Source organism: Pectobacterium carotovorum (assembly GCF_033898505.1).
GTDB classification, from domain to species: domain Bacteria; phylum Pseudomonadota; class Gammaproteobacteria; order Enterobacterales; family Enterobacteriaceae; genus Pectobacterium; species Pectobacterium carotovorum_J.
In genome coordinates this window covers 1,455,497-1,476,069 of sequence record NZ_JAXAFK010000001.1, presented here as the reverse complement: position 1 = coordinate 1,476,069, position 20,573 = coordinate 1,455,497, and the positions used below count along the sequence as shown (strand labels likewise).

Here is a 20,573-nt window from a genome sequence, read left to right as displayed (position 1 = left end):
GAAGGCTTCTTGCCTTTTTTATCAATCGCCATAATCATTCCCTCATCCAAATAGTGTCAGCGCTTCTTTAGCCTCGCGAATAGCCTTTTCGGCACGGGCCAAAGGCGTTTGTTCAGTCGATGCCGGTGTGTACTGATCTTTGAACAGCTCGTAATTCAGCTTAATGCCAGCAACAAATGCAATGGCCTTCTCTGCCGCTGCGGTGTCAGATTGCACAAGGCGCAGCAGTTCCAGATTCATTTGCTGAACGTCTGTTAATTCTGTGATTGCGGTCATTTGGTTTCCTCTGATTTCTTTTGCGCTTCGATTAACCCATGCTTCAGTAGCTCGATAACTCCCAGCGCTTCGCACAAACTGATTTCCCCGTCATAGTCATATATCACCGACTCCAGGCGATTCAGTAATTCCAGATTGACAGGGAATCGCTTTTCAATTCCTAGACGCGTAACATTGCCCATAACAGAACAATCCTCTACAAATAAAAATACCGGCCCCGTAATACGGGATACCGGCATGGTGGGATATCTATATAAAACTCTGTCAATGCCACCAGTAAGGCAGCATTTGCAGAATTTTATAAATCAAACAGGCGTTGCCAGCCAATCTTCGGCAAACAAATCACCTTGTGATGGAACCCAACCCGGTTGCATGTGGCCTTGCGCGTTTTTCAGGTCGAGATGTGGCTGAATGGTGAATTCACCAGTAATGCCAGCTTTAGCATAATCAGAACCGGGGTGAGCCTCGCTTACCGTGTAACCGCCAGCTTTGATAACGAACTGGCCTTTGCCATTCCAGCCTTCACGGTAAATCTTCGCACCGCTCTTAACGGCTTCAAGTGCTTGTCCGAAATTCATCGTTTCACCTTTAGTTAATGTTGGTTTATTCGCAGCCTTGCCACTTCTTCACAGAGTTGCGCAGCCACTTCCCGTCTAGTTCCGGGCCGTCAAGATGTGGATCACCTCGTTGGTGTTGCACAATCTGATTCCTTGTCGGGGGAATGCTTTTCATCGGCAAGTCGCTTCTCTTGCTCAGATTTGAATTGCGCCTTGCAGATACCCTGTAGCGCGTACACTGTCGCAAGCACAAACCATCCTGAGTACACAGCAAAAACTACATAGGCAATATCGGTAGCGGCGTCATAGATTCGCCAGATTAAAGGCTCATGCGTGTATTTTTTCTCTGTACTCTCACGTATAGATGTCACAGAGAAGCCAATAAGATTAATAGTTCCGAACAACCATCCTGCGAAGTAACCTATGTTTGTCATTCCATCAATTGCATAGAGAGTGCCGAACAGCAGAGAAAGAATTATGATGGCATCAATAACGATGCCCGATAGATATTTCATGTGATTGCCTTAAGCATTGCTCACGGACGTATTGCCGGTTCAGTGGTTCGGGATTCTTCGATTTGCCGAATGCTTTTCTTGTCAGCGTTACACTTCTCGATAACGGTCAGCAGTTCTTCATTCAGCGTTACGCTTTCGCCATAGGTCATTCGATATGGAATATCAGGTGCAGGGCAGTCCTGTAGAAGTTCAGCGGGGATCGGCACTACTGGAGCTATTACGTATTCTGTCCGTGTGCTCTCGCAGCCGGTTAACAACATCATCAGGAATATGCCGAATAGCACATTCATCGGCCGATAATTTTTCACGGATGTAAACCACAGTAGTTTCCGACCGCTGCTGTATCTGCTGTTTTGCATCTGCGTTAGACCGTGTTATTGAGTTGAATATGCGCATTGACTGGATCACATTTCCAGCGATGGTTTCAGCCTGCTGTTGTTTCCGCTCTGCCGCTTTGAGGTCTTTCTCTTTATCACTGTATGCGTCGTGGTAGTAGTAGACGCCGAATGACAGCAGGCCCAGCAACGCAACGAGAGCGGCGTAGAGATAGGGCTTCATGACAGCAGCCACGCGGCAAACAAAAACCAACCCCAACCATCAGAGCCGTTTAATGCCAGGAGCACTGCGCAAAATAAACATATCGCTGTCATATTTACCTCCCAGCCAGGCATAGTTCACGCTCCACCGCCCTACGGTCAGTTAATCCGCGCCAGACTTTACCGCCAGCTTTATCCCAGCGCTTTAGCTCGTCACAGGCTTCGGAGGTGTCACCGGCATTAAGCTTGCGCAGCATCGTTGAGCGATTCAGAGCGCCAGCTCCTACGTTGTAGGTGAAGGAGATAAGCGCAGCTTTACGCATATCGGTCATCGAAACCTTGACGGCTTTCTCTACAGCAGCGGCGGCAGGTGCAATGTCTTTCGCTAAAAGACCATCGCATTCGGCTTGGGTGTATTTCTTCGCTGGGATGATGTCGGAGCCAGTGTGCCCGTAACAAACAGTGAGCACACCAACCACATCGTAATATGGGGTATAGCGAACGCCTTCGTGCCACTGAATTAACACTGTGGTGATAGCAATCGCACCGCCTGCGGCTGCGCCGGCAATCTTTTTTCGTAGAGAGGGATTCATTCACTAATCCTCTTCATGACCTCGGTCACCGAAGAAAGGCTTTCTGCATCTGGGCTTTTCTTTGTCAGATAGTCAGCCAGAAGTTGAGTGCGGCGCTCTTCTTCTTTTCTCTCTCGATATGCATCAACTCGACCGCTGATGAATGAAAAAACAGAGACGATTGCGCCAACAGCACCAAAGAAGATGAAAATAAAATCCTGCGTTGCTATTCCCGCCGCAGAAGCCCCGGCTGCCACCCAAGCAAAAAATTGCGTAATTACATTGCTCGGCTGATCATTCATTTTGTAATCCTGCATACCCGCGCACCCACATCATTACCGCCGAGGCTATTCACGTAATCCCGGTCGTTTTCGCAGAGAACGCGCAATGATCCGATTTGCGCACCCCATGCGTCTCGCTTCCATACCTCAACAGTCGCAATGACATCATCATCGTTTTTGGCGTTAGTGAGCCCATACGAAACGATTGCACGAGGCAGGGCATATGCAGCGGCATTAATGCGGGAGTTAATTTCCGCGCCTGCATATGACAAGAAAACCAATGCCAGTAGCCACGGGGATGAGCTAACGAACCCCGCTTTCAAAAATTCTGGTATTTTCACGGGAGCCTCGCTGTGAGCAGAAATAAAAAAGGCCACGCAATAGCGCAGCCTGAAATAGAAAATCCCCGTCGATTGACAGGGATTGAATGGGGTTGTGGTGGCCGGTGCTGATCCCCAGCTTTGGTGTCATGTCGATTTCAGAGGCTCGCGGCACCGTGACGCTCTCGAAGCGCATCAGCCTGCGCATTCACCACAACTACTGCCGCAGCAACTTAAGAGTCACTAACGGCAGCTTAGGTATAAGTATGGGTAAATGGGTAAACCATGTCAAGCACTTTCAAGCAACATGTTTGACTTTCTCTACACGTTTGCGACTTTTGAAAGCATTTTGCAGAGGCTCGTACAAAATGAACAAGCTGGCATTGAGAATTTGTGCAACCTCCTTCCTGCACGTTTCCTCTGATGGCTTTCTCCACCCTTCACCCAATCTCCCTTTATCGATTTTGCGTGGCCTTGCGGCCTTGTGATAGTACGATGCAATTGCTCGCTTAGATGATCCGTGAGCGTAGTAGCTGAGAAGAATACCGAGAGCCCTTGTGTCAATGACCATGACGGAATCCACGACCTGAGAAATCAACATCCCGTCATCATCGTTGCACATGGGCCGACTCATCACCCTGCTTGGCTCCACTCTCTCCATGAATTGTGCGATAACGCTGCTTTGCCGTTTTTCCAATCTGCCCGAATAAACCCAGGCACCCCACAACTCTAACCATCCGTTGATCCAGTCGTGCTGTTCCTTTGTCAGGTTTAATTCTGCGATTGGCATTTCTTCCTCCGCTCTGGATAGGCATCCCATGACTGATAATGCGTTGGATGGATGGTTGGGGTGATGGGGGTGAAGAGGTTCAGGATGTAACTAATCAATTTCATAATTCCACCCTTTCGTTTTGCCACAGCGGAAGAGGCTCTTTGCATCCGGCCTTTCTGATTCTGGCCTTTGCGTTTTTCTCTATCTGAATCAGCTTTTCGATGTTCTGCCGGCGCTGATTTTCTTCCCGGCGCAGATATTTAACGCTCTCCATGTATCTGTTTTCGGTTTCGCAGAGGTGAAGCAGGTAGTTGAATGGCTCAACCAGAGCATCACAGCGACGGCATCGCAGGGTTCTCTCTTTTTCATCAACCCATACGGCGTCGTGGTGGCAATGAATTTTCTTTCCGCTTTCGCGCCTCATAGCCAATTCGTCGGCGATATCTTCTTTCCTTTCCGGAAAAGCGACGACATTGCTTAATTCGCTTTCGGTATCAGTGGTCATGCTGCCTCCAGCTCAGTGATGACGATATCCAGACCGCCGCCCTTCACTCGCTCGCCCCGCCTTACCCTGAAATCATCTATCTGCTCGTCGTCCAGCATGAATCCGGCGTGTGTGAGCGAATCGAAAACCGCCTTTTGCAGGTTGTCGAGGTCACGGCGTCGTTTATCTGGAACGTTGGCGATGATGGAAATTTTCAGTCTTGCGGGAGTGTTGATATCGAGGTTTTGCTGCTGGATTATCTGGATGATTCTTTTCCGGTATTCTTTGCCTTTCTCGCTGATGTAGTGCCTGTGTCGTGCGTGTCGCCAGTAGGTGTTTAGGCTTGGCGGCCACGGCAACTTGAGGTGATATTCAGTCATCGCTTTATCTTTCCCTCCGCCAGTAAAACCGCCTGCGTTCTGATTACACCTTCTAGGTGTGCCAGATGTGCGCTATCTGCGTCTGTGAGGCGCGTACGGCGGTCTATTTCGTCATGGCATGATGAGCATGTCCACGCACCAAAAAGGTCGTCTGGCTTCATTCCTGTGCCGCAAATCCCCGACATGCGGTAATGCGCCAGCACTACGGTTTCAGCATTGCCGTTACAGATGCCCGGAATTCTTACCTGACACTCGCGGCCTCTGGCTTCTTTCCTAAGATTCGCCATTTTCCTCTCTCACTCTCTCAGTTACTTCGCCCTCTAAAAGCAGCCTGGCGCATTCAGCACAGGCATGAGTTTCGTCATCAATCAAATCAGCATTGCAATTAGCACAGAGTGATTGACCCTTGTAGCCCACTACGCATGAGCGCAGATTGCATGATTTTTGGTGGTCACTTATCTCTTGCTGAGTCAGTAGCATTTCTCCCCCTCATACGGTCAAATTTTCTCGTTAGCAGGCCGTAGACATAATCGAATGTCTGCACTTGGCTTGCTGGCGGGATTTTTATTGGCTTGTTTCTACTGCGGCGTGTTGGCTGGAATATCAGATTGTCGATGGCTTTCTGGGTCGGGCTAAGCTGCTTGCGCATTTGCTTTACCCCATTCGATGAATTGCCTGCCGCAGCGCATAAGAACATCTCGATCCACAGTGCTTAACTGTCTTGCGGCAGGACGATGCCGATTCCATATCAGCAGCATCGAACCCTTGTTATTTCCACTAACTGGCTTGCCAGTTGACTGATTTATGAATGACAGCCTTCCGCCAGTAATGAATCTAACCTCGCTGACATCTCTCATAGCCTGCTTAAACCAACCCACAGAGGTGTCAGCCGGAACCAGCATAACTACCCCAGTAAAATAACAGTCTTCTTGCTGAGCTTTTTTTACCCACGGCATTGGGTCTGAATAGGGAGGATTGCAAAAAACATAGCCATTTGGGAAAACTACTCCCCATGGGTTCTCATCAGATAACGCATCCTCATTCTCAGTTAGATAATTTTCGTGGAGGTGGTTTTTGTCGCTAGCTGCAACATCACCCACAAATGAAAATTCCGCGTTCAGAGCGGCATAAATCTCCGGCGGAGTTCTCCAGCAGCCTTTGTCCTGTGGTGCTGTGTTTGATTGAATTGTCATCCCCGCACACTCCGCAGTAGTTGATCGATGCGAGCCACAGGATTAGATGGGATAGATTTCTTGCGCTGCCGAGGCGCGCTGTCTTTCCTACCCTGCGGACGCCCCATTTTGATGTCTGACTTCAAATCAAAACTTGGCACGTACTGATAATTGCCGCGCTTACCAGATCGATTTAATTCTCCGCGGTTCAGCATGTCGTGAACTGCGCATGAGACGTTGTTTCGCTCACAGCCAGACATCTCGCAATGAATTCTTATTTCTGGAAATGTAGCTCTGTCGTGAGTTTTGAAATACTCACGGATTATTGTTCGTGTGCTCATAATTTTTTATCTCCGAATCGTGTAGCCCATTCGATTTCAAGTCGTGACGCATCGCTGAATTTCACGCCCTGCTCTGTGCCAAACCAGTAAATAGCCTCAATCACTTCCACCATCTGACTAACCTTCATCTTGCTTGTGCGTTCGCCAAACATGACAACGCCACCGCCGATACCGGGTGCGGTTCGCTGTTCCTGTTTTTTGGTTTTTGCTACAAGTGCGGTGATCAGGTCTTTCCAGTCCGCTTCGTCGTACTTCTCGCCATACCATGTCACTTGCTCGGACAGGTCTTTCAGAAGCGGCCACATTTTTTTGTTCTGCGGCAATGTGCGCTTTCTTTCTTCGACAGTGACGACTAACGGCTTATCTGAATCGGTGGGTAACTGCTGAATAAATTGAATGGCGTTCTGTTTACGGGCTTGGTCTATTAGGTGATAGACCTGTTTCAAAGCTATCCTCCGATATTCACCTTGATAGCAAAAACCTTGACCGGCTCAGCGCCAAAGTGTTTGTGAGTGATAGTCTTTATTTCAAAGCCATCGTAGGGGATATCAATGCGGCGATCTGCATCGTCTTTGCGCGGATAGCCGCGGGTAATGATTAAGCGGTCGAAATTTTTTGGCTCACCCGTTGAGTGACGAACCAACCGTTTAAACCAATACGGGTTGCAGAGACGGTACTCTTCCGTTTTATCACCACGCATCATTGCGTCAAAGTATTCGCCATTTACTGCCAATTGAAGATTCGCCATCACCCCTCCTTCACTGTTATTCCGGCTGCGCGGCACACTTTGTGTCCCGGAGCAAAACATCTGATTCTGTCTTGGCTTATTCGCCAACCGCGTTTCCTTGCGTCTCTTGCACATTGAGACCATGACTCACCAACAGATTCATAGAAGTCAGGGGATCCCCATTGCTTAGATGTGCAAGCATCGCAATCACAATAAAAATGTGCGGTGTAATTGGCTGCTATCATTTCTCACCGCCAACAATCAAATTGATGCCAACTCCGATGCAGGCAGACTTAACATCATCAAGGTTTACGGCAAGCGGACAGTCAATATCGCCATCAGGATAAAAAGGATCATCCGGCAACGTCACCACCAGCGCCGCGCGACTGGCGGACCATGCTGCCTTCCATGCCTCCCACTCCCTGTCTATATCTTCATCGTTGTATCCATCGCCCGTGCTGCTGCGTAACGCTTCCCAGCCACTCCTAAACTGGTATCCCACATTTCCTTCAGCCCACCAAAATTCAAAACTACCGCGCATCTGTTCTGTGCTCATGGCTTAACCTCCTGTGCTGCCGATATCCTGGCCTTAACCTCTGCTAGTGTTGCGCCTTCTTCATACACAACAATTCCGTTTGCGAGGGAAATCTTTGCACCCAATACGCTGCCGTGATAGCCAGTCTTATGGGGTTCGATTGCGATAACTTGCTCCGGATCAACCATGCATTTCCCGATGCTGATTAGTTTCCCCATAACTAATACCCTCTCTTTGCGCAAATTTTTCTCGCTTCTTTGATCTCATCAGGGGTCGCTGTTCCATTTTTTTCTGAGAAAAGCAGTGACTCGCTAAAGTCACCCCATGATCCGGTTCTTTTTTCTGCGAACAAATCATCCCATTCAAACTCCCACTCACCAGATCAACGGTAGTGATAAACACAAAGCCATGTTCTGTGATTGGCGGGATATCCGTATAGAACTAAAACCCGATCACCACGCCAGGCGAATAAACTCTTAAGCCACTTGAACATCACATCCTCCGGGCAAAAATAAGGCCCGCGATTATTAGCGAGCCGATTAGTTCAGATAAATACAGGTAAATCATGGTTAGTCCTGTGGGGTTGCTGGGAGCGGTTGCCAGTGGGTCGGTTACTTATGCGGCAAGGTGTAAACGTGTCGCCATATTCGTAAAAACTACCCTCATAGAACGTGGCAGGATATACCTCAATACCGCCATCAACGACCAGTACCGTGTCCGTCCGTTCAGGCATCCGCTCGCTTGTCTTAATCCACTCACTCATTGCAAGCCCTCCGGTAACCCAACGTTAATCCCGCACTTTTCTAACGCCAAAACCAGGCGATTGATGTCTGCCATATCAGCATTTTCAAGTGCATTAAGCGAACACCACCCTGTTACAGCGTTCTTAATGGCTTCCCGTTTTTTACGATGTTCTTCTTTAGCTAGGTAAGCATTCATATCTGGGTAGCAGTTGTTGATATCGAACTGCCGTACGAATTGAAATCTACCTTGCGTGCCAGTTATGTACTTCCTCCCAATCTTGATTATTTTTATCTCAACCGGAGCCTGCAACGCTCCACGATTGTTTCTTTCTTCGTGTAAAATAACGTCTCCAACTGATAGTTTCTTAACCCACGATTTATCTTTCACTCTTCACCCCTTTAACTTTTCTCGCGCACAAACTCGCGCCGCCTATTCCTGTTTGTTTATATTGCTCACACTCTTTGCATGTGCCGTCTGCTCGGCAGCCGGGGATTTCGTTAGTCATGAGTATTTCCTGTTTTTCGGCCCATGCATGATGAATTGCGCTCGGTAATTCTCTGGGGCCGCAGTACCTTTTGGCGCTAATTTCAGCGTGGGGTTTTTACCGCTGGCAATGATTCGCATAATCGCTCTGTATTCGCATGGTGTTTCGGCTCGAATATATGCATATGACCTCACCTTGTCTCTGTGCCGGCAGACTGGCTTTTGAAATTTCCAGACCTTCATATCACTCCTCCTGTTTATTCGGTCTACCAGCCACCGCCACCTTTTTTGGCGTATGACTTTGGTTTTTCTTCTCGCTGCTCGAGCTTCTTGCGTTCAGCATCCTGATTGCAGTCGTAAACAGCGCCATGACGTTGCTCAACGAACACAACGCCGGTTTCTCCGTGCCGGTTCAGACGCAACAGCAATTCGGTTTCTGACTGATTGGCGTTCTCGTCGTTAGCGCCTTCACGGTAAATACCCAGCCAGTAGTCGCAGTCCTGCTCTATCTGTCCGGTGTCGCGTGAATCGCTCGGTAACGGGCGTTTGTTGGTTCGCTTCTCAAGGTCGCGGTTAAGTTGGGTGAGCAGCACGACGACGCAATTCAACTCTTTCGCCAGCGCCTTTAGCCCTTTAGTGATAATCCCGTAGGCCAAATCGTTACGCTCTGCTTTTTCAGCTTTCATCAGGGTGAGGTAGTCAACCAAAATCATGCCAACTACGCCGCGCTCGCGCTTGATACGGCGGCTTTCTGCAACGATGTGGGATAGTGATAATCCAGGCGTATCGTCGATGTAGAGATTGCCGTTTTGAGCAAGCGACATACCTTTAGCAGAAGCCATGGCGAATCGGTTGTCGTCGTAGCCATCAACGTAGAAATTTGATGAACTGACGCCAGAAACCTGAGCAACAGAACGCTCGACGATTTGCTCTTCTGGCATTTCCAGAGAGAACATGATGGCGGGTAGGTTTTCTTCGGTAGCGCAGTGGATAGCCATTTTCAGATAGAGCGTGGTCTTACCCATTTTTGGCCTTGCACCGACGACGAATAGCGACCCTTTCACGATCCGCTTAGGCTCAAGCATTGCATCGAGCGATGGGATGCCAGATGTCAACCCGTTAGCTGTAGCATCACCCTTCATGCGCTGGTCTACCACGTCTATCCAGCGCCCGAACGCATCAATGAAAGGCACCGCACCACGATCCCTTCCGGATTTCGTTTTATCAGCAACACGCATCGCTATAGCCTGAAAGTTTTCAACTTTTTCCGCCGTAGATAATCCGTTTCTGGCATACATGCTTTCGATAATCTGATTGGCCTGCTCAATGCAGTAACGCTCGACAGCCTTGTCTTTCACCACGTTTGCGTAAGCGATTATGTTCGCCGCCGCAGGTGTGTTCTTGCTCAGTTCTGCCAGATAAGCGAACCCGCCGACAAGATCGATTTGTCCAGAGTTTTCCAGTCGATCGGATACGGTTAACAGGTCTACCGTCTGGCGGGTGGTGTTCATTTCCTGCATGACGCGGTACACCACGGCGTGCTGGCGGTTGTAAAACGCATCAGGTTTCAGGAATGAAAAAACTTTCTGAGCACGATCGCTCTGCGCATCCAGCATGAGGCTACCGATCACGCATTGCTCAGCCTCTACGCTGCTGGGCGGGACGAGGTAATCAGCGTTCATTGTCATCATGACCCCCTTCCCTGACTTTCAGGTACGTGTTGTCGTTCAGGTAAAACTCGAAATCGCGCTTACGCCATGTCGTTCCGGTTTTCTGGTTAGGTCGGTTCTCCAGCATCCAACGGCAATTCATCGATATATACCCCAGATACTCGCGCCACGCCTCAATCGTGAAAGGCTTGTTATCCAGCTTGCGAGTGATAACCCCGGCTTTCTTCCAAAAGGTGCGGATCAGGTTTTTCCGTTTCTCGCTTAGCAGGCGAATTTTTGGAGCTTCTGGCAGGATTTCATGGTAAGCATCAACAACGTCTTGGCAGGATACGGAAGGTTTTTTCTTCTCCTGATTTTCCGCTGCTGATGCACACTCATTAGATTTATCTAATGAGTTATTATTTAATTCATTGTTTGTGGGAATCTGTTGGGAATCTGTTGGGACAACATCCCCGACGGCACTACTGCTATCTGGCTTTGCGTTGGGAATCTGTTGGGAATCTGTTGGGACAAAATTAGGCTGATATTCGTCGTATTTTACCACCAATAGTTTGGTGAATTTTCTCGTCGACTCAGCGCTAACCATGCCCAGCTTTATGAACTTTTTAAGCAGGTATTGAACTCGATCTGAGCTTACCCCTGTCTCCCTGACAAGTTTGTCTCTTCCGGTAATGAATTCACCTCTGCGCACCAGAACTTCACCGAACTCAGTGTTAACCAGTGCCGGCGCATGGTTGGCCGACAGGATGATGTGAACCCACAAATGCACTGCCTCAGAATCCGTCCTGTAGAATGGCAATTCCATTATTTTACGGTGCAGCAAGGCATACCCCTTACCGCCAGTAAATGGCGTTTCCTGATGCCGCCTAGCCTCTCTAGCTATGGCAAGATTAGTTACGTTGCTCACCGCGCTCCTCCTTCGATTTGTTCTCTTCCAGCATCTTTCGCAACTTTTCAGCGGCAACAGGGCTGACTTTGTTGAGGAAGTCCAAGCGTGTGAGGTTTTTATGGTTTGCCGTGTGGTGTGATACACGTCTTTTCATGTATAATTACCCCTGTGAATTGATCCAGTTAAAAGTCCATTGAAATCTGAGAATCCTCGGTCTTGCACACCGGGGATTTTTTTATGAGCAACAGAGCAACTTGCTTAGCTAAATGCGCTAGCTCGTCGTCGTTAACTCCCCACTCCAATACCGCAAGCATCAGAGATACTTTCGGTATCAGCGTGTCTTTCCAGCGTGAAATCTGTGATTCATGCACGCCCATCAGGTCAGCGAATTTCGCCTGACCCATAAGGGCTATCTTGCTCAAGAGCGATGAGTTAATTTCTCGCTGCTTCTTGCGTGTACTTGCGCGCTCCATCAGTAATAATTTTCCTGTTTTAAATGCATAGGCATCCCGTGGGGTGCCACTTGTTTGTTGCTCCAGACCGTCCAGAGCGAGTTCAGCGGGTTTAAAGAGCGATAAAGCTATGCTGCTGGTCTGTATGAATTCGGTTCGTGCTTGAGTTGACCACCTGTCACTAGCTCTAGTCGGTAGGCGTCTTTTTCAGGGATCAACTCTTTCCACTGGGATACGGCTGAATCACTGATGCCCAAGGCTTTGGCAACTGCTCTGCCACTTCCGAAGTGGGCAATGACATCTTGCTTTCGCATGTCCACATTCCTTTTTATTAAGAGTTCTTAAATTATCAGCCAGCAGGAAACTTAAGTCAAATGGTTTTAAGATTACTTAATGATGAAGAGTGAAAGTATCGGTCAACGCATACGCAGACGCCGCAAAGATCTGCGACTAACACAGGCATCGTTAGGCAGCCGCATAGGGCTGTCTGGTAGCGCTATATCTCAATGGGAGGACAACAAGACCAGTCCAAACGGAGATAGCCTCATATCGTTGTCTAGAGAGCTACAATGCTCTCCTGAATTTATATTGTACGGAGAGGATTCCGTATCAAACGTAGAGCTTGCGGCTATTGACTCTCGCCTTGTGCCCGTCATTAGTTATGTTCAAGCCGGAGCATGGACTGCTGAATGTACCATCCGTTCTGTAGATGGAGGTATTGACTTTTTGCAGACCAATCTTGATTTATCGGCATCTGCTTTCGCTCTGGTTATAAAAGGCAACTCAATGCAACCTGATTTTTCCGAGGGTGATACGGTTATTATTGATCCTGATGTATCCCCTATTCCTGGTGACTTCGTTGTAGCCAGGAATGGAGATGATGAAGTCGTATTCAAAAAATACAGGCCGCGTGGCGTTATCAATGGGACAGACGTTTTCGAGCTAAGCCCGCTGAATGACGACTACCCAACCATGCGGTCCGATGAAACCGCGATTAGAATCATTGGCACTATGATCGAGCACCGCAGGTACAGACGAAAACGCTAACCCTAACCCAATCCTGCCCACCACCCAGCCTAAGAGCTGGGTTTTTTATTGCCTAAATTTCAAGTCATCTTAATAACTTAGAAAATATTTTAAGTTTTCTTCAAAATAATACTTGCGCCATGACTTAAGAAGTCTTAAATTTACCTCACAGCACGACGCAGACCACCGCCAAGTGCTCCGCTCTTTAACATGAATGGGAATTCTTCCGGAATGTCTGGAAGACCAAAGTGAATGCTTTGGGGTTAATGCAGATGATGGCCGCGACCTAGGCCACTTTCCACTAGTACGGGATCGGATTTAGTCACCCGACTGTATTAACCACCAAAGCACTCACCGGAGGTAACCATGAAAATAGATAAAGAGAAATTTCAGGATGCCAAGGAAGTGGCAAAACAAGCTGTTGCTCATCACTGCAAAACAAAATGGTGGTTAGCAATGAATCATCTGAAACGTGCGTATGGTTTTACTGAACGAGGAGCGCAGCAATGACAACAATCATCGTTAAGGCAGCTAAAGACAACGCTAAGCGTCGTAAATACCTCAAAACTGGCGCGTTCTTCGCACAGAAAGACGCTGATAGAGGGTTAGCAATGAAAATTAGCGCAGCGTGGGACAGGCTTACCGCCCGTAAGCAAGTCGGAACTGCTGATGTACTGGCGCAATTGGTAATTCAGTTGCGTGATGGGGTGCCGAAAGAAACAGGCGCATCTGTGTGCTTGCCAAATGTAGCGTTGTTTAACGTAGGGCATCGTAAATTTGAAAATGTGACAGTGAGGTAATTATGGAAGCAATTGAAGTTAAGAGAGATGAATATGGTTTTTGGACTCATCCTGATTATTTTGAGCCAGCTAACGGGATGGACTATGGATATCCCGGTGAGTTTGATGCGTGGCTCAGCAAAAATAATCTTGAGTCATACACACTATCACTGGAAGACGATATCGACGCATCAGACTTCGCAGAAAGATATGCAGATGGTGAATTTGATGCAGATGTTTCTGGCTGGAACCCATCAAAACCAAAAGGCGATGGCTGGTTTATCGGCTCACTGCACGACACGGAAGATGGGCCTTATTGCATCTGGTTACGCAAAAAACAACAGGCTGCATAACGCAGCCTTTTTTATTGCATCCGATTAATAACTGAATCAGTACAGAGAGGTGAGAGATGAGTATTAGCGCAACGATTAAAGCAAAGCAATTAAATGGCGTGGTTCCTTGTGGTTATGGGCCATACAGGAAATACGTTGAAATTGATGTGGAAGATTTGGATATTGCTGACGCGGTTAAAGCCGACGAGATTGTCACTGAATACGACGCCGATGACATCCTTGATGCGATTGGCGCTGTCGATGTAATTAATTGGCTTAAAGGTCAAGGTTTCACCATTTCAGAAGAATAACCCCGCGCCAACACCAGAGAATACCACGCCACCAATAGGTGGTTTTTTATTAACTAAAATCAAGGAAACAAAATGAACATTAACGATTTAACTATTGGCCAGGCTAAAGAGCTAGCGTCTATTTTCGGTAATGCCAGCAATAATGAGCCATCGATTGGAAGTCAGTTCATCGGCCAGCCAGTAATTATCCGCACTTACTCTGCTGGCGTCTGGTTCGGCGTTCTCTCTGAGAAATCAGGGAATGAAGTTATCATTAAAAACGCTCGCCGCATGTGGCGGTGGCAAGCTAAAGAGTCGATTTCACTCTCTGCCGTTGCGAAGTTCGGCATTGATCAATCTAAATCGAAAATCGCTCCAGCAGTTGAATCCATCTGGCTGGAGGCTATTGAGATCATTCCTGCCACGCCAGAGGCAACGGCACTGATTGAGGGTGCTAATGATGTCGAAGCTGAATAAAACTGACAAGTACGGCTCCGGCTCCGGCTACGGCTACGGCGACGGCTACGGCTACGGCTCCGGCGACGGCGACGGCTACGGCTCCGGCGACGGCTACGGCTACGGCTACGGCTACGGCTACGGCGACGGCTACGGCGACGGCTCCGGCTCCGGCGACGGCTCCGGCTCCGGCTCCGGCGACGGCTCCGGCTACGGCTACGGCTCCGGCGACGGCTACGGCTACGGCGACGGCTACGGCGACGGCTCCGGCTCCGGCGACGGCTCCGGCTCCGGTTAATAAAATAAATATATGGCTGCGCCTGCGGCCTTTTTACGCCCACTTGCAACATCGGGGAAAATCATGAGGCCAGAAGAACTTGTCGGATACACATTATATTACTCAGTAATGGGAGTGGCATTGTTATTGATGCTGCTGTTTCTGAGTGTTGTTTTGATTATATTTATATAGAGAGGGATTATGAGCAAGAAAGACCACGCAGTAGCGATTATGCAAGAATATTTCCCGAACGGCGGCCGCGACTTTGAAGGCGTTTGCGAATTATTTGATGCGATACGAGACGGTAAAATACCACACATTCACCTGCAACCTGATGTTGGCGATTCTCAATTTGAAATTCTGGCACGACCATTGATTCGTTATATTGCCGAAAATCACCACCCACACACTCACATTATCATTGACAGTCAGCACGCAGAATTGTCAGAGGGAGTGCAGTCTATACAAACAGACGAATACATTAAAGGGTGAGTTAATATCCTAATGCCTACATCGTGGGCATTGTGAAATTAATTAACGCCCTATTGGGTATTGGAGATAGAGATGACAAAGAAAGAAAAGCAATTCGTAGACGATATGATTCGGTGCCGTGGTATCGACTTTGCCCGCATCGGAATGATGGTTGAAGTTTACGGAGATATCGGAACTATTGTCGGCATGAACGGCAGCGCAAATTTAGATGTGGTTTTTACTAACCAACTCAAATACGGAAAACATGCGCATAACTGCCACCCAACAGACAGAGTGAAATATTTCGACGCTGACGGGAATATTATTGCTGATTACACAACCAAAAAGACGGCGGCATAGTTATAAATCAACGGGAGGGAGTGATGAAATGTCCGCATTGCGGCAAGGATTTGGTCGTTGGAAGCATACCAAGCACACATATGGAACGCTATGGACAGCGAGTTCTTGTTGCAACGGAATGCTGTGGTAAAGCAGTTGTTTGCCAGCCATACCTTGCTTTTAGAGAAACAAAATACACCGGAAATATCACAGAAGATGATTGGGGAACCCCATTCAAAACTGAATAACTACCGCATCACCTACTAATTAATCAATCAGGAGTTACCCATGCAGTATTCATATGCTGGGGCTGCCCGCGTGGGTAGCTCAGGTTTCGACGCAATTAAATCAATACAACACTCTCGCACAAATATATTAACGAGCGATGATTTTAAACCACGAACGCTCGTTGACATGATTATTCGGTTTTTGAATCGGAGATTGCAGCCGTGAAACATACGCCATTCAGAACTGATTTTGATGTAGACAAGGCGCTAATTTCATTATCAGACACAGACAGAGCGATGATTGATAAAGCGGCAGACTCTGCGTTTAAATCAAGCAGCATTGATCACAAGATTGTTGATGCGATATATGCATCAAGCATCGCGCCGCATCATGAATGCGCCAGTTTTGTTTCTACTGATGAGTATCAGGAATTGGCTACCAATTTCATTGTGGATTTAATTTATTTATTTGAAATTCATCGATTGAAAAAACAAAGCGCGGATTTCTTTAATGACATTGGACTGGATGAATTTGATAACAGGAGATTGATGTAATGGCATCTCAAATAGTCAACCAGATTTTTGAGTTGGTTAATCCATTAAAATTAGAGTTTGAGCAGGTATGCAGCGAACCATCACTTAATTTCAAACGTGAATCAGAGTTCGCCATGCAGATTTTTGCCAACAATGACTATCTGGCAAAGGTGGCGATCGGAAATCAGGTCAGCACCCGCAGCGCGATAATGAATGTTGCCGCCATCGGCATCACGCTTAACCCAGCACAAAAGCTGGCGTACTTAGTCCCACGGAAGGGTGCTATCTGTTTAGACATCAGTTACATGGGGCTAATGCATATTGCCCAGCAGTCAGGTGCGATCAAATGGTGCCAGTCCGCCATTGTTCGCAAGAATGACCAGTTCCGGCGCGAGGGATTGGATAAACCGCCTATCCACGTTTACAACGATTTCGACACCGCTGAACAGCGCGGTGATGTGGTTGGCGCATACGTGGTAGCCAAGACTGACGAAGGGGACTATCTGACGCACACAATGCGGATAGAGGATATTTTCGCAATCCGTGACCGGTCTGAGGCTTGGAAGAAATACAAGCAGGACAGCAGCAAGAAATGCCCATGGGTTACAGACGAAGAGCAGATGATCCTCAAGACAGTAGTCAAGCAGTCAGTCAAGTATTGGCCCCGAAGAGAGCGACTTGATAACGCCATAAACCACGTCAATACGGAAGGCGAAGAGGGTATCAACTTCAAAGCAGAACGCCAGCCAGAGCGCGACGTGACCCCCGCCAGTATGGAGATACTGCAAACCATCAGCGACATGCTCACAGTCATGGATAAAACGTGGGACGACGACCTGTTGCCGCTGTGCTCAAAAATATTCCGGCGTGAACTGCGTGAGGCGAAGGATTTAACGGAGGCTGAGGCGGTTAAGGCTCTTGGATTCCTGAAAAACAGGGCGGCAGCATGACACCAGAAATCATCATGGAGCGCACAGGGATAGATGTGCTTCAGGTTAAGCAGGGAAGCTATGAATGGCAGCGGCTGCGCCTTGGCGTGATAACCGCCTCAGACGTGCATAACGTCATTTCAAAGCCACGCAGCGGGAAGAAATGGACGGACATGAAAATGTCCTATTTCCTGACGCTACTAGCAGAGGTTTGCACTGGCGTAGCGCCAGAGGTTAATGCTAAGGCGCTGGCTTGGGGGAAAGAGCACGAGGACGACGCCAGAACGGTTTTTGAGTTCACAGCAGACGTTACCGTAGCATCGACACCAATCATCTATCGAGATGATGCTATGCGCGTTGCGTGCTCTCCTGATGGGTTGTGCAGCAATGGATTTGGACTTGAACTTAAATGCCCTTTCACGTCTCGCGACTTCATGCGGTTCAGACTTGGCGGACTGGATGCAGTCAAGTCTATGTATATGGCTCAGGTTCAATTCAGTATGTGGGTCACGGGAAAGGATGCATGGTTTTTCGCTAATTACGACCCGCGCATGAAGCGTGAAGGGATCCACCACATCGTTATTGAGAAAGACGATGATTACATGAATGACTTTGATGAAATGGTGCCGGAATTTATCGAAAAGATGGATTCATCACTTGCTGAAATTGGATTTATTTTCGGGGAGCAATGGAAATGAAACGCTCACCATTTTATCGCCGTGGAGGAAGGGACTCGCAAAACAAGGGAATGAAGGAAAAAATAATCTGGCAGTTGCAAAAACACGGCAGGCCGATGACAGGAAGTGAATTGGCTGAAATATTCAAAATGGATGTTACGGATTTAAACAAGTGCAGGCGGTTTGTTGTTAGTGAAGTTGGTCAATCATCGGTTTCAGTGGAAAAGATAGTTGATGATTTCATATACACTCTAATGAAGAATCCGGAAATAAAGTTAGTTAAAAATAGAAAGCTAATGAGTTGCCGTGTTTCATACAAATCATTCGCCACATCCAGTCGTATATCAAAAATAAAGCACATCGCCGAAGCAATCCATCGACGTGAGTTAATCGCTCGCGGTGAATATATCTCGGGGTAAAAATGAACACAGCATATCTAACAGCGGCTAACCATGCCGCTGCATACGAACGCGAACGTAATTTCACTCAGGCCAAAATGATGTGGCTTGCAGCATTGCGTCACGCTAATACGAAAGATAAACCGTGGTGCGAATTACGCGCTGAGTTTTGTGAAAAGTGGAATGACAAGCTGGAGGCAATCAATGGCTGACGTTGCTGATTACGCAAATGACCTTACTGATTTAAATATTCAGCATGCATTAGCTAACCGACCTACTCCAATGAAATTCACAGGAAAGTGCAAATACTGTAGCGAGAAAATTAACATCGGTCATTTCTGCGATGAATATTGCAGAGAGGATTACGAGAAATTGGAGAGAAATAAAAAATGACATTGATTGAAATGGAAGGATTTCTTCGGGGAAAATGCATTCCGAGAGACATACTGGTAAACGAAAGCAACGCTCAATATTTATTGCGTAAATTAACTGAATTACAAAAAGACAACGAGACTCTACGCGCAATGATGCGTGAAGTGGAAATTCAGCGGAATGCGCTGGTTGCGGAAAGTGCTTCTATGAAGCATGCGATTAGTGAAATAAATGATAGCGCTGAAGAGGTTGAGCATGACGGATATTTAACATTTGTTATCAACCCTGACTGCCTGTATTGCGCTGTCGATTTAATTGAAGACGACACACCCGCTACCGACGCCGCAATTGCTGAAATCGGGGCAAAGGCTATTCGTGACTGTGCTGAATCATTACTCGCTAATGACGATATCGGAATTGAGCATGAATATCCGCTAATGCTGAGCTACGCCAACAAACTTCGCGGAGGTGGGGTGTGAATACAGGTAAAGAACAATTAATTTCAATGCTCAACTCAGAGGGTGTGCGCCGACAGCAGCTCGTTGATTGTGTGATTGAAGCCAAACACAACAAACGTGAAAAATTCACTGAAATCACATTCGGGACATCCTGCGCTGACGTTGTTGATGCATGCAACGGTCAAAAAATGGTTGGTATTATCATATGGGTTCCGCGTGATGTTTATGACGCGAATACTAAAAAGACTGGTGAATAACATGAATACTTTGACGAATGAACGGCTGGAAAAACTGAAAGGGATGGCGTCTGTTTCGCAATTACCGGCATTGGGTATTCAGCCCACTGAGTTACAAGAAATGGTGTCGCGCCTTCTCGCATCCGAAAGCACACTCCAGCGGCTCAACTACACCTACAACGGCGGCGTAGAGTGGAAACCACCCGTAGGCTCGCAACCTAACTTTAGTCTTCTGGACGCAAAACAGGCTCGGATCGATGAGCTGGAAACGCAGTTGGCAGAACTGCATAACCAAGAGCCGTTTGCATGGGCTCGTCGCTTAATCCGCATTAAGGATGGAGGGATTGAGAGCTATCGGATTACGCAAACCAAGACCGAAAACAGCGAGGGGATTCTTTACCGCAACGAGATTGAGCCTTTGTATAAGCGCCCCGTTCCACCAGCCGCAAGCCAGCCTTACACGGTGCCGGATGCCATTAACGGGGGATACTCTGACATTCTTGAAAGCGGCGCGGTTGATGGACTGACGCGGAGTGAATCATATGCGAAGGGCTGGAACGACTGTCGCACCGCCATTCTCCGGTCAGGCAACTCTCCGAGAGTGCCTGATGGCTCAGTGCCAGAAGGATATGCACTGGTCCCAAACACGATTTACCTCGACGAGTCAGATATCGAATCCATTTGCTCGCAGTGTGGAGACGGAGGGGGTAACTACGGGGATTTCACGTGCGGGATACTATGGGTCGGTGATATTCAGGATGATGAAGGAAATATCACACACGGCCTACATATATATGCTGATGATTATCCAGAGGAAGGCAGTATCACGCTGGCTAAGTTCTCCGCCGCTCAGCAGCATAAGGGGGAGTAGATGATTATCGGCTTCATTCTTCTCGTCAGTGCATGCGGTAATGATTACTGCGATGCCATTCCCGTTTCTGAGCGTGTTATGACGTTTAACGAGTGTCAGAATTGGGTAACGCTGATACACGAAAAACGACCTCATGCCACGTTATTGTGTGCGCCGGTCAACGACGACTAACCAGCCGCCACAGCGGTTTTTTTA

General features: G+C 47.9%; 43 protein-coding genes. 18 read left to right on the top strand and 25 right to left on the bottom strand.

From position 1 onward, the window contains the following. Positions 1 to 42: 42 nt before the first annotated feature. The 25 genes from R9X49_RS06585 to R9X49_RS06465 all read right to left on the bottom strand — a co-directional run bounded on the left by R9X49_RS06585 (position 43) and on the right by R9X49_RS06465 (position 12,020). Positions 43 to 276: a DUF2560 family protein gene (locus R9X49_RS06585; protein ID WP_319847661.1), complete on the bottom strand. Its 234-nt coding sequence runs from the start codon at positions 274 to 276 to the stop codon at positions 43 to 45. Next, entirely contained in the window at positions 273 to 458 is a 186-nt protein-coding gene (locus R9X49_RS06580; protein WP_319848597.1) for a hypothetical protein, read from the bottom strand. The genes R9X49_RS06585 and R9X49_RS06580 overlap by 4 nt, the downstream gene beginning before the upstream one ends. A 123-nt stretch (positions 459 to 581) precedes the next feature. Beyond that, a complete protein-coding gene (locus R9X49_RS06575) occupies positions 582 to 854 on the bottom strand; it encodes a DUF2829 domain-containing protein (protein WP_319847660.1) in 273 nt (90 codons plus the stop codon). A gap of 101 nt (positions 855 to 955) precedes the next feature. Further along, positions 956 to 1,348, bottom strand: a complete 393-nt coding sequence (locus tag R9X49_RS06570) for a hypothetical protein (protein WP_319847659.1) — start codon at positions 1,346 to 1,348, stop codon at positions 956 to 958. A 189-nt stretch (positions 1,349 to 1,537) separates the two neighbouring features. After that, positions 1,538 to 1,906, bottom strand: a complete 369-nt coding sequence (locus tag R9X49_RS06565) for a hypothetical protein (RefSeq protein ID WP_319847658.1) — start codon at positions 1,904 to 1,906, stop codon at positions 1,538 to 1,540. A gap of 94 nt (positions 1,907 to 2,000) precedes the next feature. Then, positions 2,001 to 2,477, bottom strand: coding sequence for a lysozyme (locus R9X49_RS06560; RefSeq protein ID WP_319847657.1), 477 nt, complete (start codon positions 2,475 to 2,477; stop codon positions 2,001 to 2,003). Beyond that, positions 2,474 to 2,758 carry a hypothetical protein gene (locus tag R9X49_RS06555; protein ID WP_319847656.1) on the bottom strand — a complete coding sequence of 95 codons (285 nt, stop codon included), beginning with the start codon at positions 2,756 to 2,758 and terminating at the stop codon, positions 2,474 to 2,476. The genes R9X49_RS06560 and R9X49_RS06555 overlap by 4 nt, the downstream gene beginning before the upstream one ends. Further along, positions 2,755 to 3,078 (bottom strand): hypothetical protein, encoded by a 324-nt coding sequence (locus tag R9X49_RS06550; protein WP_319847655.1) that lies wholly within the window; start codon positions 3,076 to 3,078, stop codon positions 2,755 to 2,757. Before R9X49_RS06550 ends, R9X49_RS06555 begins: the two co-directional genes overlap by 4 nt. Before the next feature lie 277 nt (positions 3,079 to 3,355). Then, on the bottom strand, positions 3,356 to 3,847 hold the full coding sequence (locus R9X49_RS06545; protein WP_319847654.1) for an antiterminator Q family protein: 492 nt from the start codon (positions 3,845 to 3,847) through the stop codon (positions 3,356 to 3,358). Positions 3,848 to 3,947: 100 nt separating this feature from the next. Further along, a complete protein-coding gene (locus R9X49_RS06540) occupies positions 3,948 to 4,334 on the bottom strand; it encodes a hypothetical protein (protein ID WP_319847653.1) in 387 nt (128 codons plus the stop codon). Further along, entirely contained in the window at positions 4,331 to 4,693 is a 363-nt protein-coding gene (locus R9X49_RS06535) for a RusA family crossover junction endodeoxyribonuclease (RefSeq protein ID WP_319847652.1), read from the bottom strand. The genes R9X49_RS06540 and R9X49_RS06535 overlap by 4 nt, the downstream gene beginning before the upstream one ends. Further along, complete coding sequence (locus R9X49_RS06530) at positions 4,690 to 4,980, bottom strand: DUF1364 domain-containing protein (RefSeq protein WP_104210375.1); 291 nt, start codon at positions 4,978 to 4,980, stop codon at positions 4,690 to 4,692. The genes R9X49_RS06535 and R9X49_RS06530 overlap by 4 nt, the downstream gene beginning before the upstream one ends. A 164-nt stretch (positions 4,981 to 5,144) precedes the next feature. Further along, positions 5,145 to 5,342: a NinE family protein gene (locus R9X49_RS06525; RefSeq protein WP_319847651.1), complete on the bottom strand. Its 198-nt coding sequence runs from the start codon at positions 5,340 to 5,342 to the stop codon at positions 5,145 to 5,147. Continuing rightward, entirely contained in the window at positions 5,326 to 5,886 is a 561-nt protein-coding gene (locus R9X49_RS06520) for a phage N-6-adenine-methyltransferase (protein ID WP_319847650.1), read from the bottom strand. The genes R9X49_RS06525 and R9X49_RS06520 overlap by 17 nt, the downstream gene beginning before the upstream one ends. A 316-nt stretch (positions 5,887 to 6,202) precedes the next feature. Then, on the bottom strand, positions 6,203 to 6,652 hold the full coding sequence (locus tag R9X49_RS06515; protein WP_319847649.1) for a recombination protein NinB: 450 nt from the start codon (positions 6,650 to 6,652) through the stop codon (positions 6,203 to 6,205). A gap of 2 nt (positions 6,653 to 6,654) precedes the next feature. Further along, positions 6,655 to 6,954, bottom strand: coding sequence for an ASCH domain-containing protein (locus R9X49_RS06510; protein ID WP_319847648.1), 300 nt, complete (start codon positions 6,952 to 6,954; stop codon positions 6,655 to 6,657). 220 nt (positions 6,955 to 7,174) lie between these two features. Then, entirely contained in the window at positions 7,175 to 7,489 is a 315-nt protein-coding gene (locus R9X49_RS06500) for a hypothetical protein (protein ID WP_319847646.1), read from the bottom strand. After that, on the bottom strand, positions 7,486 to 7,686 hold the full coding sequence (locus tag R9X49_RS06495; RefSeq protein ID WP_319847645.1) for a hypothetical protein: 201 nt from the start codon (positions 7,684 to 7,686) through the stop codon (positions 7,486 to 7,488). Before R9X49_RS06495 ends, R9X49_RS06500 begins: the two co-directional genes overlap by 4 nt. 326 nt (positions 7,687 to 8,012) lie before the next feature. Further along, positions 8,013 to 8,231, bottom strand: coding sequence for a DUF551 domain-containing protein (locus R9X49_RS23135; protein WP_413775875.1), 219 nt, complete (start codon positions 8,229 to 8,231; stop codon positions 8,013 to 8,015). Beyond that, the gene (locus tag R9X49_RS06490; protein WP_319847644.1) at positions 8,228 to 8,599 is read right to left on the bottom strand and encodes a hypothetical protein; all 372 of its coding nucleotides are present in this window, start codon (positions 8,597 to 8,599) and stop codon (positions 8,228 to 8,230) included. The genes R9X49_RS23135 and R9X49_RS06490 overlap by 4 nt, the downstream gene beginning before the upstream one ends. A gap of 362 nt (positions 8,600 to 8,961) precedes the next feature. Beyond that, on the bottom strand, positions 8,962 to 10,377 hold the full coding sequence (locus R9X49_RS06485) for a DnaB-like helicase C-terminal domain-containing protein (protein ID WP_319848596.1): 1,416 nt from the start codon (positions 10,375 to 10,377) through the stop codon (positions 8,962 to 8,964). Continuing rightward, entirely contained in the window at positions 10,367 to 11,272 is a 906-nt protein-coding gene (locus tag R9X49_RS06480) for a DNA replication protein (protein ID WP_319847643.1), read from the bottom strand. The genes R9X49_RS06485 and R9X49_RS06480 overlap by 11 nt, the downstream gene beginning before the upstream one ends. Further along, entirely contained in the window at positions 11,256 to 11,408 is a 153-nt protein-coding gene (locus tag R9X49_RS06475; protein ID WP_319847642.1) for a hypothetical protein, read from the bottom strand. Before R9X49_RS06475 ends, R9X49_RS06480 begins: the two co-directional genes overlap by 17 nt. A gap of 28 nt (positions 11,409 to 11,436) precedes the next feature. Beyond that, positions 11,437 to 11,727, bottom strand: a complete 291-nt coding sequence (locus tag R9X49_RS06470) for a CII family transcriptional regulator (protein WP_319847641.1) — start codon at positions 11,725 to 11,727, stop codon at positions 11,437 to 11,439. Between the two features lie 107 nt (positions 11,728 to 11,834). Next, on the bottom strand, positions 11,835 to 12,020 hold the full coding sequence (locus R9X49_RS06465) for a Cro/CI family transcriptional regulator (protein ID WP_109463527.1): 186 nt from the start codon (positions 12,018 to 12,020) through the stop codon (positions 11,835 to 11,837). Positions 12,021 to 12,099: 79 nt separating this feature from the next. Between R9X49_RS06465 and R9X49_RS06460 the strand changes: the two genes are divergently transcribed. The 18 genes from R9X49_RS06460 to R9X49_RS06375 all read left to right on the top strand — a co-directional run bounded on the left by R9X49_RS06460 (position 12,100) and on the right by R9X49_RS06375 (position 20,378). Then, complete coding sequence (locus R9X49_RS06460; protein WP_258305580.1) at positions 12,100 to 12,753, top strand: LexA family protein; 654 nt, start codon at positions 12,100 to 12,102, stop codon at positions 12,751 to 12,753. Positions 12,754 to 13,098: 345 nt separating this feature from the next. After that, entirely contained in the window at positions 13,099 to 13,242 is a 144-nt protein-coding gene (locus R9X49_RS06455; RefSeq protein ID WP_319847640.1) for a hypothetical protein, read from the top strand. Next, positions 13,239 to 13,532, top strand: coding sequence for a hypothetical protein (locus R9X49_RS06450; protein ID WP_319847639.1), 294 nt, complete (start codon positions 13,239 to 13,241; stop codon positions 13,530 to 13,532). Before R9X49_RS06455 ends, R9X49_RS06450 begins: the two co-directional genes overlap by 4 nt. A gap of 2 nt (positions 13,533 to 13,534) precedes the next feature. Continuing rightward, positions 13,535 to 13,864 (top strand): hypothetical protein, encoded by a 330-nt coding sequence (locus R9X49_RS06445; protein ID WP_319847638.1) that lies wholly within the window; start codon positions 13,535 to 13,537, stop codon positions 13,862 to 13,864. A gap of 56 nt (positions 13,865 to 13,920) precedes the next feature. Further along, positions 13,921 to 14,154 carry a hypothetical protein gene (locus tag R9X49_RS06440; protein WP_319847637.1) on the top strand — a complete coding sequence of 78 codons (234 nt, stop codon included), beginning with the start codon at positions 13,921 to 13,923 and terminating at the stop codon, positions 14,152 to 14,154. Between the two features lie 72 nt (positions 14,155 to 14,226). Then, complete coding sequence (locus R9X49_RS06435; RefSeq protein WP_319847636.1) at positions 14,227 to 14,610, top strand: DUF6948 domain-containing protein; 384 nt, start codon at positions 14,227 to 14,229, stop codon at positions 14,608 to 14,610. Then, a complete protein-coding gene (locus tag R9X49_RS06430) occupies positions 14,591 to 14,887 on the top strand; it encodes a hypothetical protein (protein WP_319848647.1) in 297 nt (98 codons plus the stop codon). The genes R9X49_RS06435 and R9X49_RS06430 overlap by 20 nt, the downstream gene beginning before the upstream one ends. Before the next feature lie 180 nt (positions 14,888 to 15,067). Next, entirely contained in the window at positions 15,068 to 15,358 is a 291-nt protein-coding gene (locus R9X49_RS06425; RefSeq protein WP_319847635.1) for a hypothetical protein, read from the top strand. 72 nt (positions 15,359 to 15,430) lie between these two features. Beyond that, a complete protein-coding gene (locus R9X49_RS06420; RefSeq protein ID WP_319847634.1) occupies positions 15,431 to 15,697 on the top strand; it encodes a hypothetical protein in 267 nt (88 codons plus the stop codon). 428 nt (positions 15,698 to 16,125) lie between these two features. Beyond that, entirely contained in the window at positions 16,126 to 16,458 is a 333-nt protein-coding gene (locus tag R9X49_RS06415) for a hypothetical protein (RefSeq protein ID WP_319847633.1), read from the top strand. Continuing rightward, entirely contained in the window at positions 16,458 to 17,387 is a 930-nt protein-coding gene (locus R9X49_RS06410; RefSeq protein ID WP_319847632.1) for a recombinase RecT, read from the top strand. Before R9X49_RS06415 ends, R9X49_RS06410 begins: the two co-directional genes overlap by 1 nt. Continuing rightward, the gene (locus tag R9X49_RS06405; RefSeq protein WP_319847631.1) at positions 17,384 to 18,064 is read left to right on the top strand and encodes a lambda exonuclease family protein; all 681 of its coding nucleotides are present in this window, start codon (positions 17,384 to 17,386) and stop codon (positions 18,062 to 18,064) included. The genes R9X49_RS06410 and R9X49_RS06405 overlap by 4 nt, the downstream gene beginning before the upstream one ends. After that, complete coding sequence (locus R9X49_RS06400) at positions 18,061 to 18,462, top strand: hypothetical protein (protein WP_319847630.1); 402 nt, start codon at positions 18,061 to 18,063, stop codon at positions 18,460 to 18,462. Before R9X49_RS06405 ends, R9X49_RS06400 begins: the two co-directional genes overlap by 4 nt. Before the next feature lie 2 nt (positions 18,463 to 18,464). Continuing rightward, entirely contained in the window at positions 18,465 to 18,653 is a 189-nt protein-coding gene (locus R9X49_RS06395; protein ID WP_319847629.1) for an ANR family transcriptional regulator, read from the top strand. Then, positions 18,646 to 18,834, top strand: a complete 189-nt coding sequence (locus tag R9X49_RS06390) for a hypothetical protein (RefSeq protein WP_319847628.1) — start codon at positions 18,646 to 18,648, stop codon at positions 18,832 to 18,834. The genes R9X49_RS06395 and R9X49_RS06390 overlap by 8 nt, the downstream gene beginning before the upstream one ends. Continuing rightward, positions 18,831 to 19,292 (top strand): hypothetical protein, encoded by a 462-nt coding sequence (locus R9X49_RS06385; RefSeq protein ID WP_319847627.1) that lies wholly within the window; start codon positions 18,831 to 18,833, stop codon positions 19,290 to 19,292. The genes R9X49_RS06390 and R9X49_RS06385 overlap by 4 nt, the downstream gene beginning before the upstream one ends. Continuing rightward, the gene (locus R9X49_RS06380; protein ID WP_319847626.1) at positions 19,289 to 19,528 is read left to right on the top strand and encodes a hypothetical protein; all 240 of its coding nucleotides are present in this window, start codon (positions 19,289 to 19,291) and stop codon (positions 19,526 to 19,528) included. The genes R9X49_RS06385 and R9X49_RS06380 overlap by 4 nt, the downstream gene beginning before the upstream one ends. Before the next feature lies 1 nt (position 19,529). Next, positions 19,530 to 20,378 carry a hypothetical protein gene (locus tag R9X49_RS06375; RefSeq protein WP_319847625.1) on the top strand — a complete coding sequence of 283 codons (849 nt, stop codon included), beginning with the start codon at positions 19,530 to 19,532 and terminating at the stop codon, positions 20,376 to 20,378. The last annotated feature ends 195 nt before the right edge of the window (positions 20,379 to 20,573 follow it).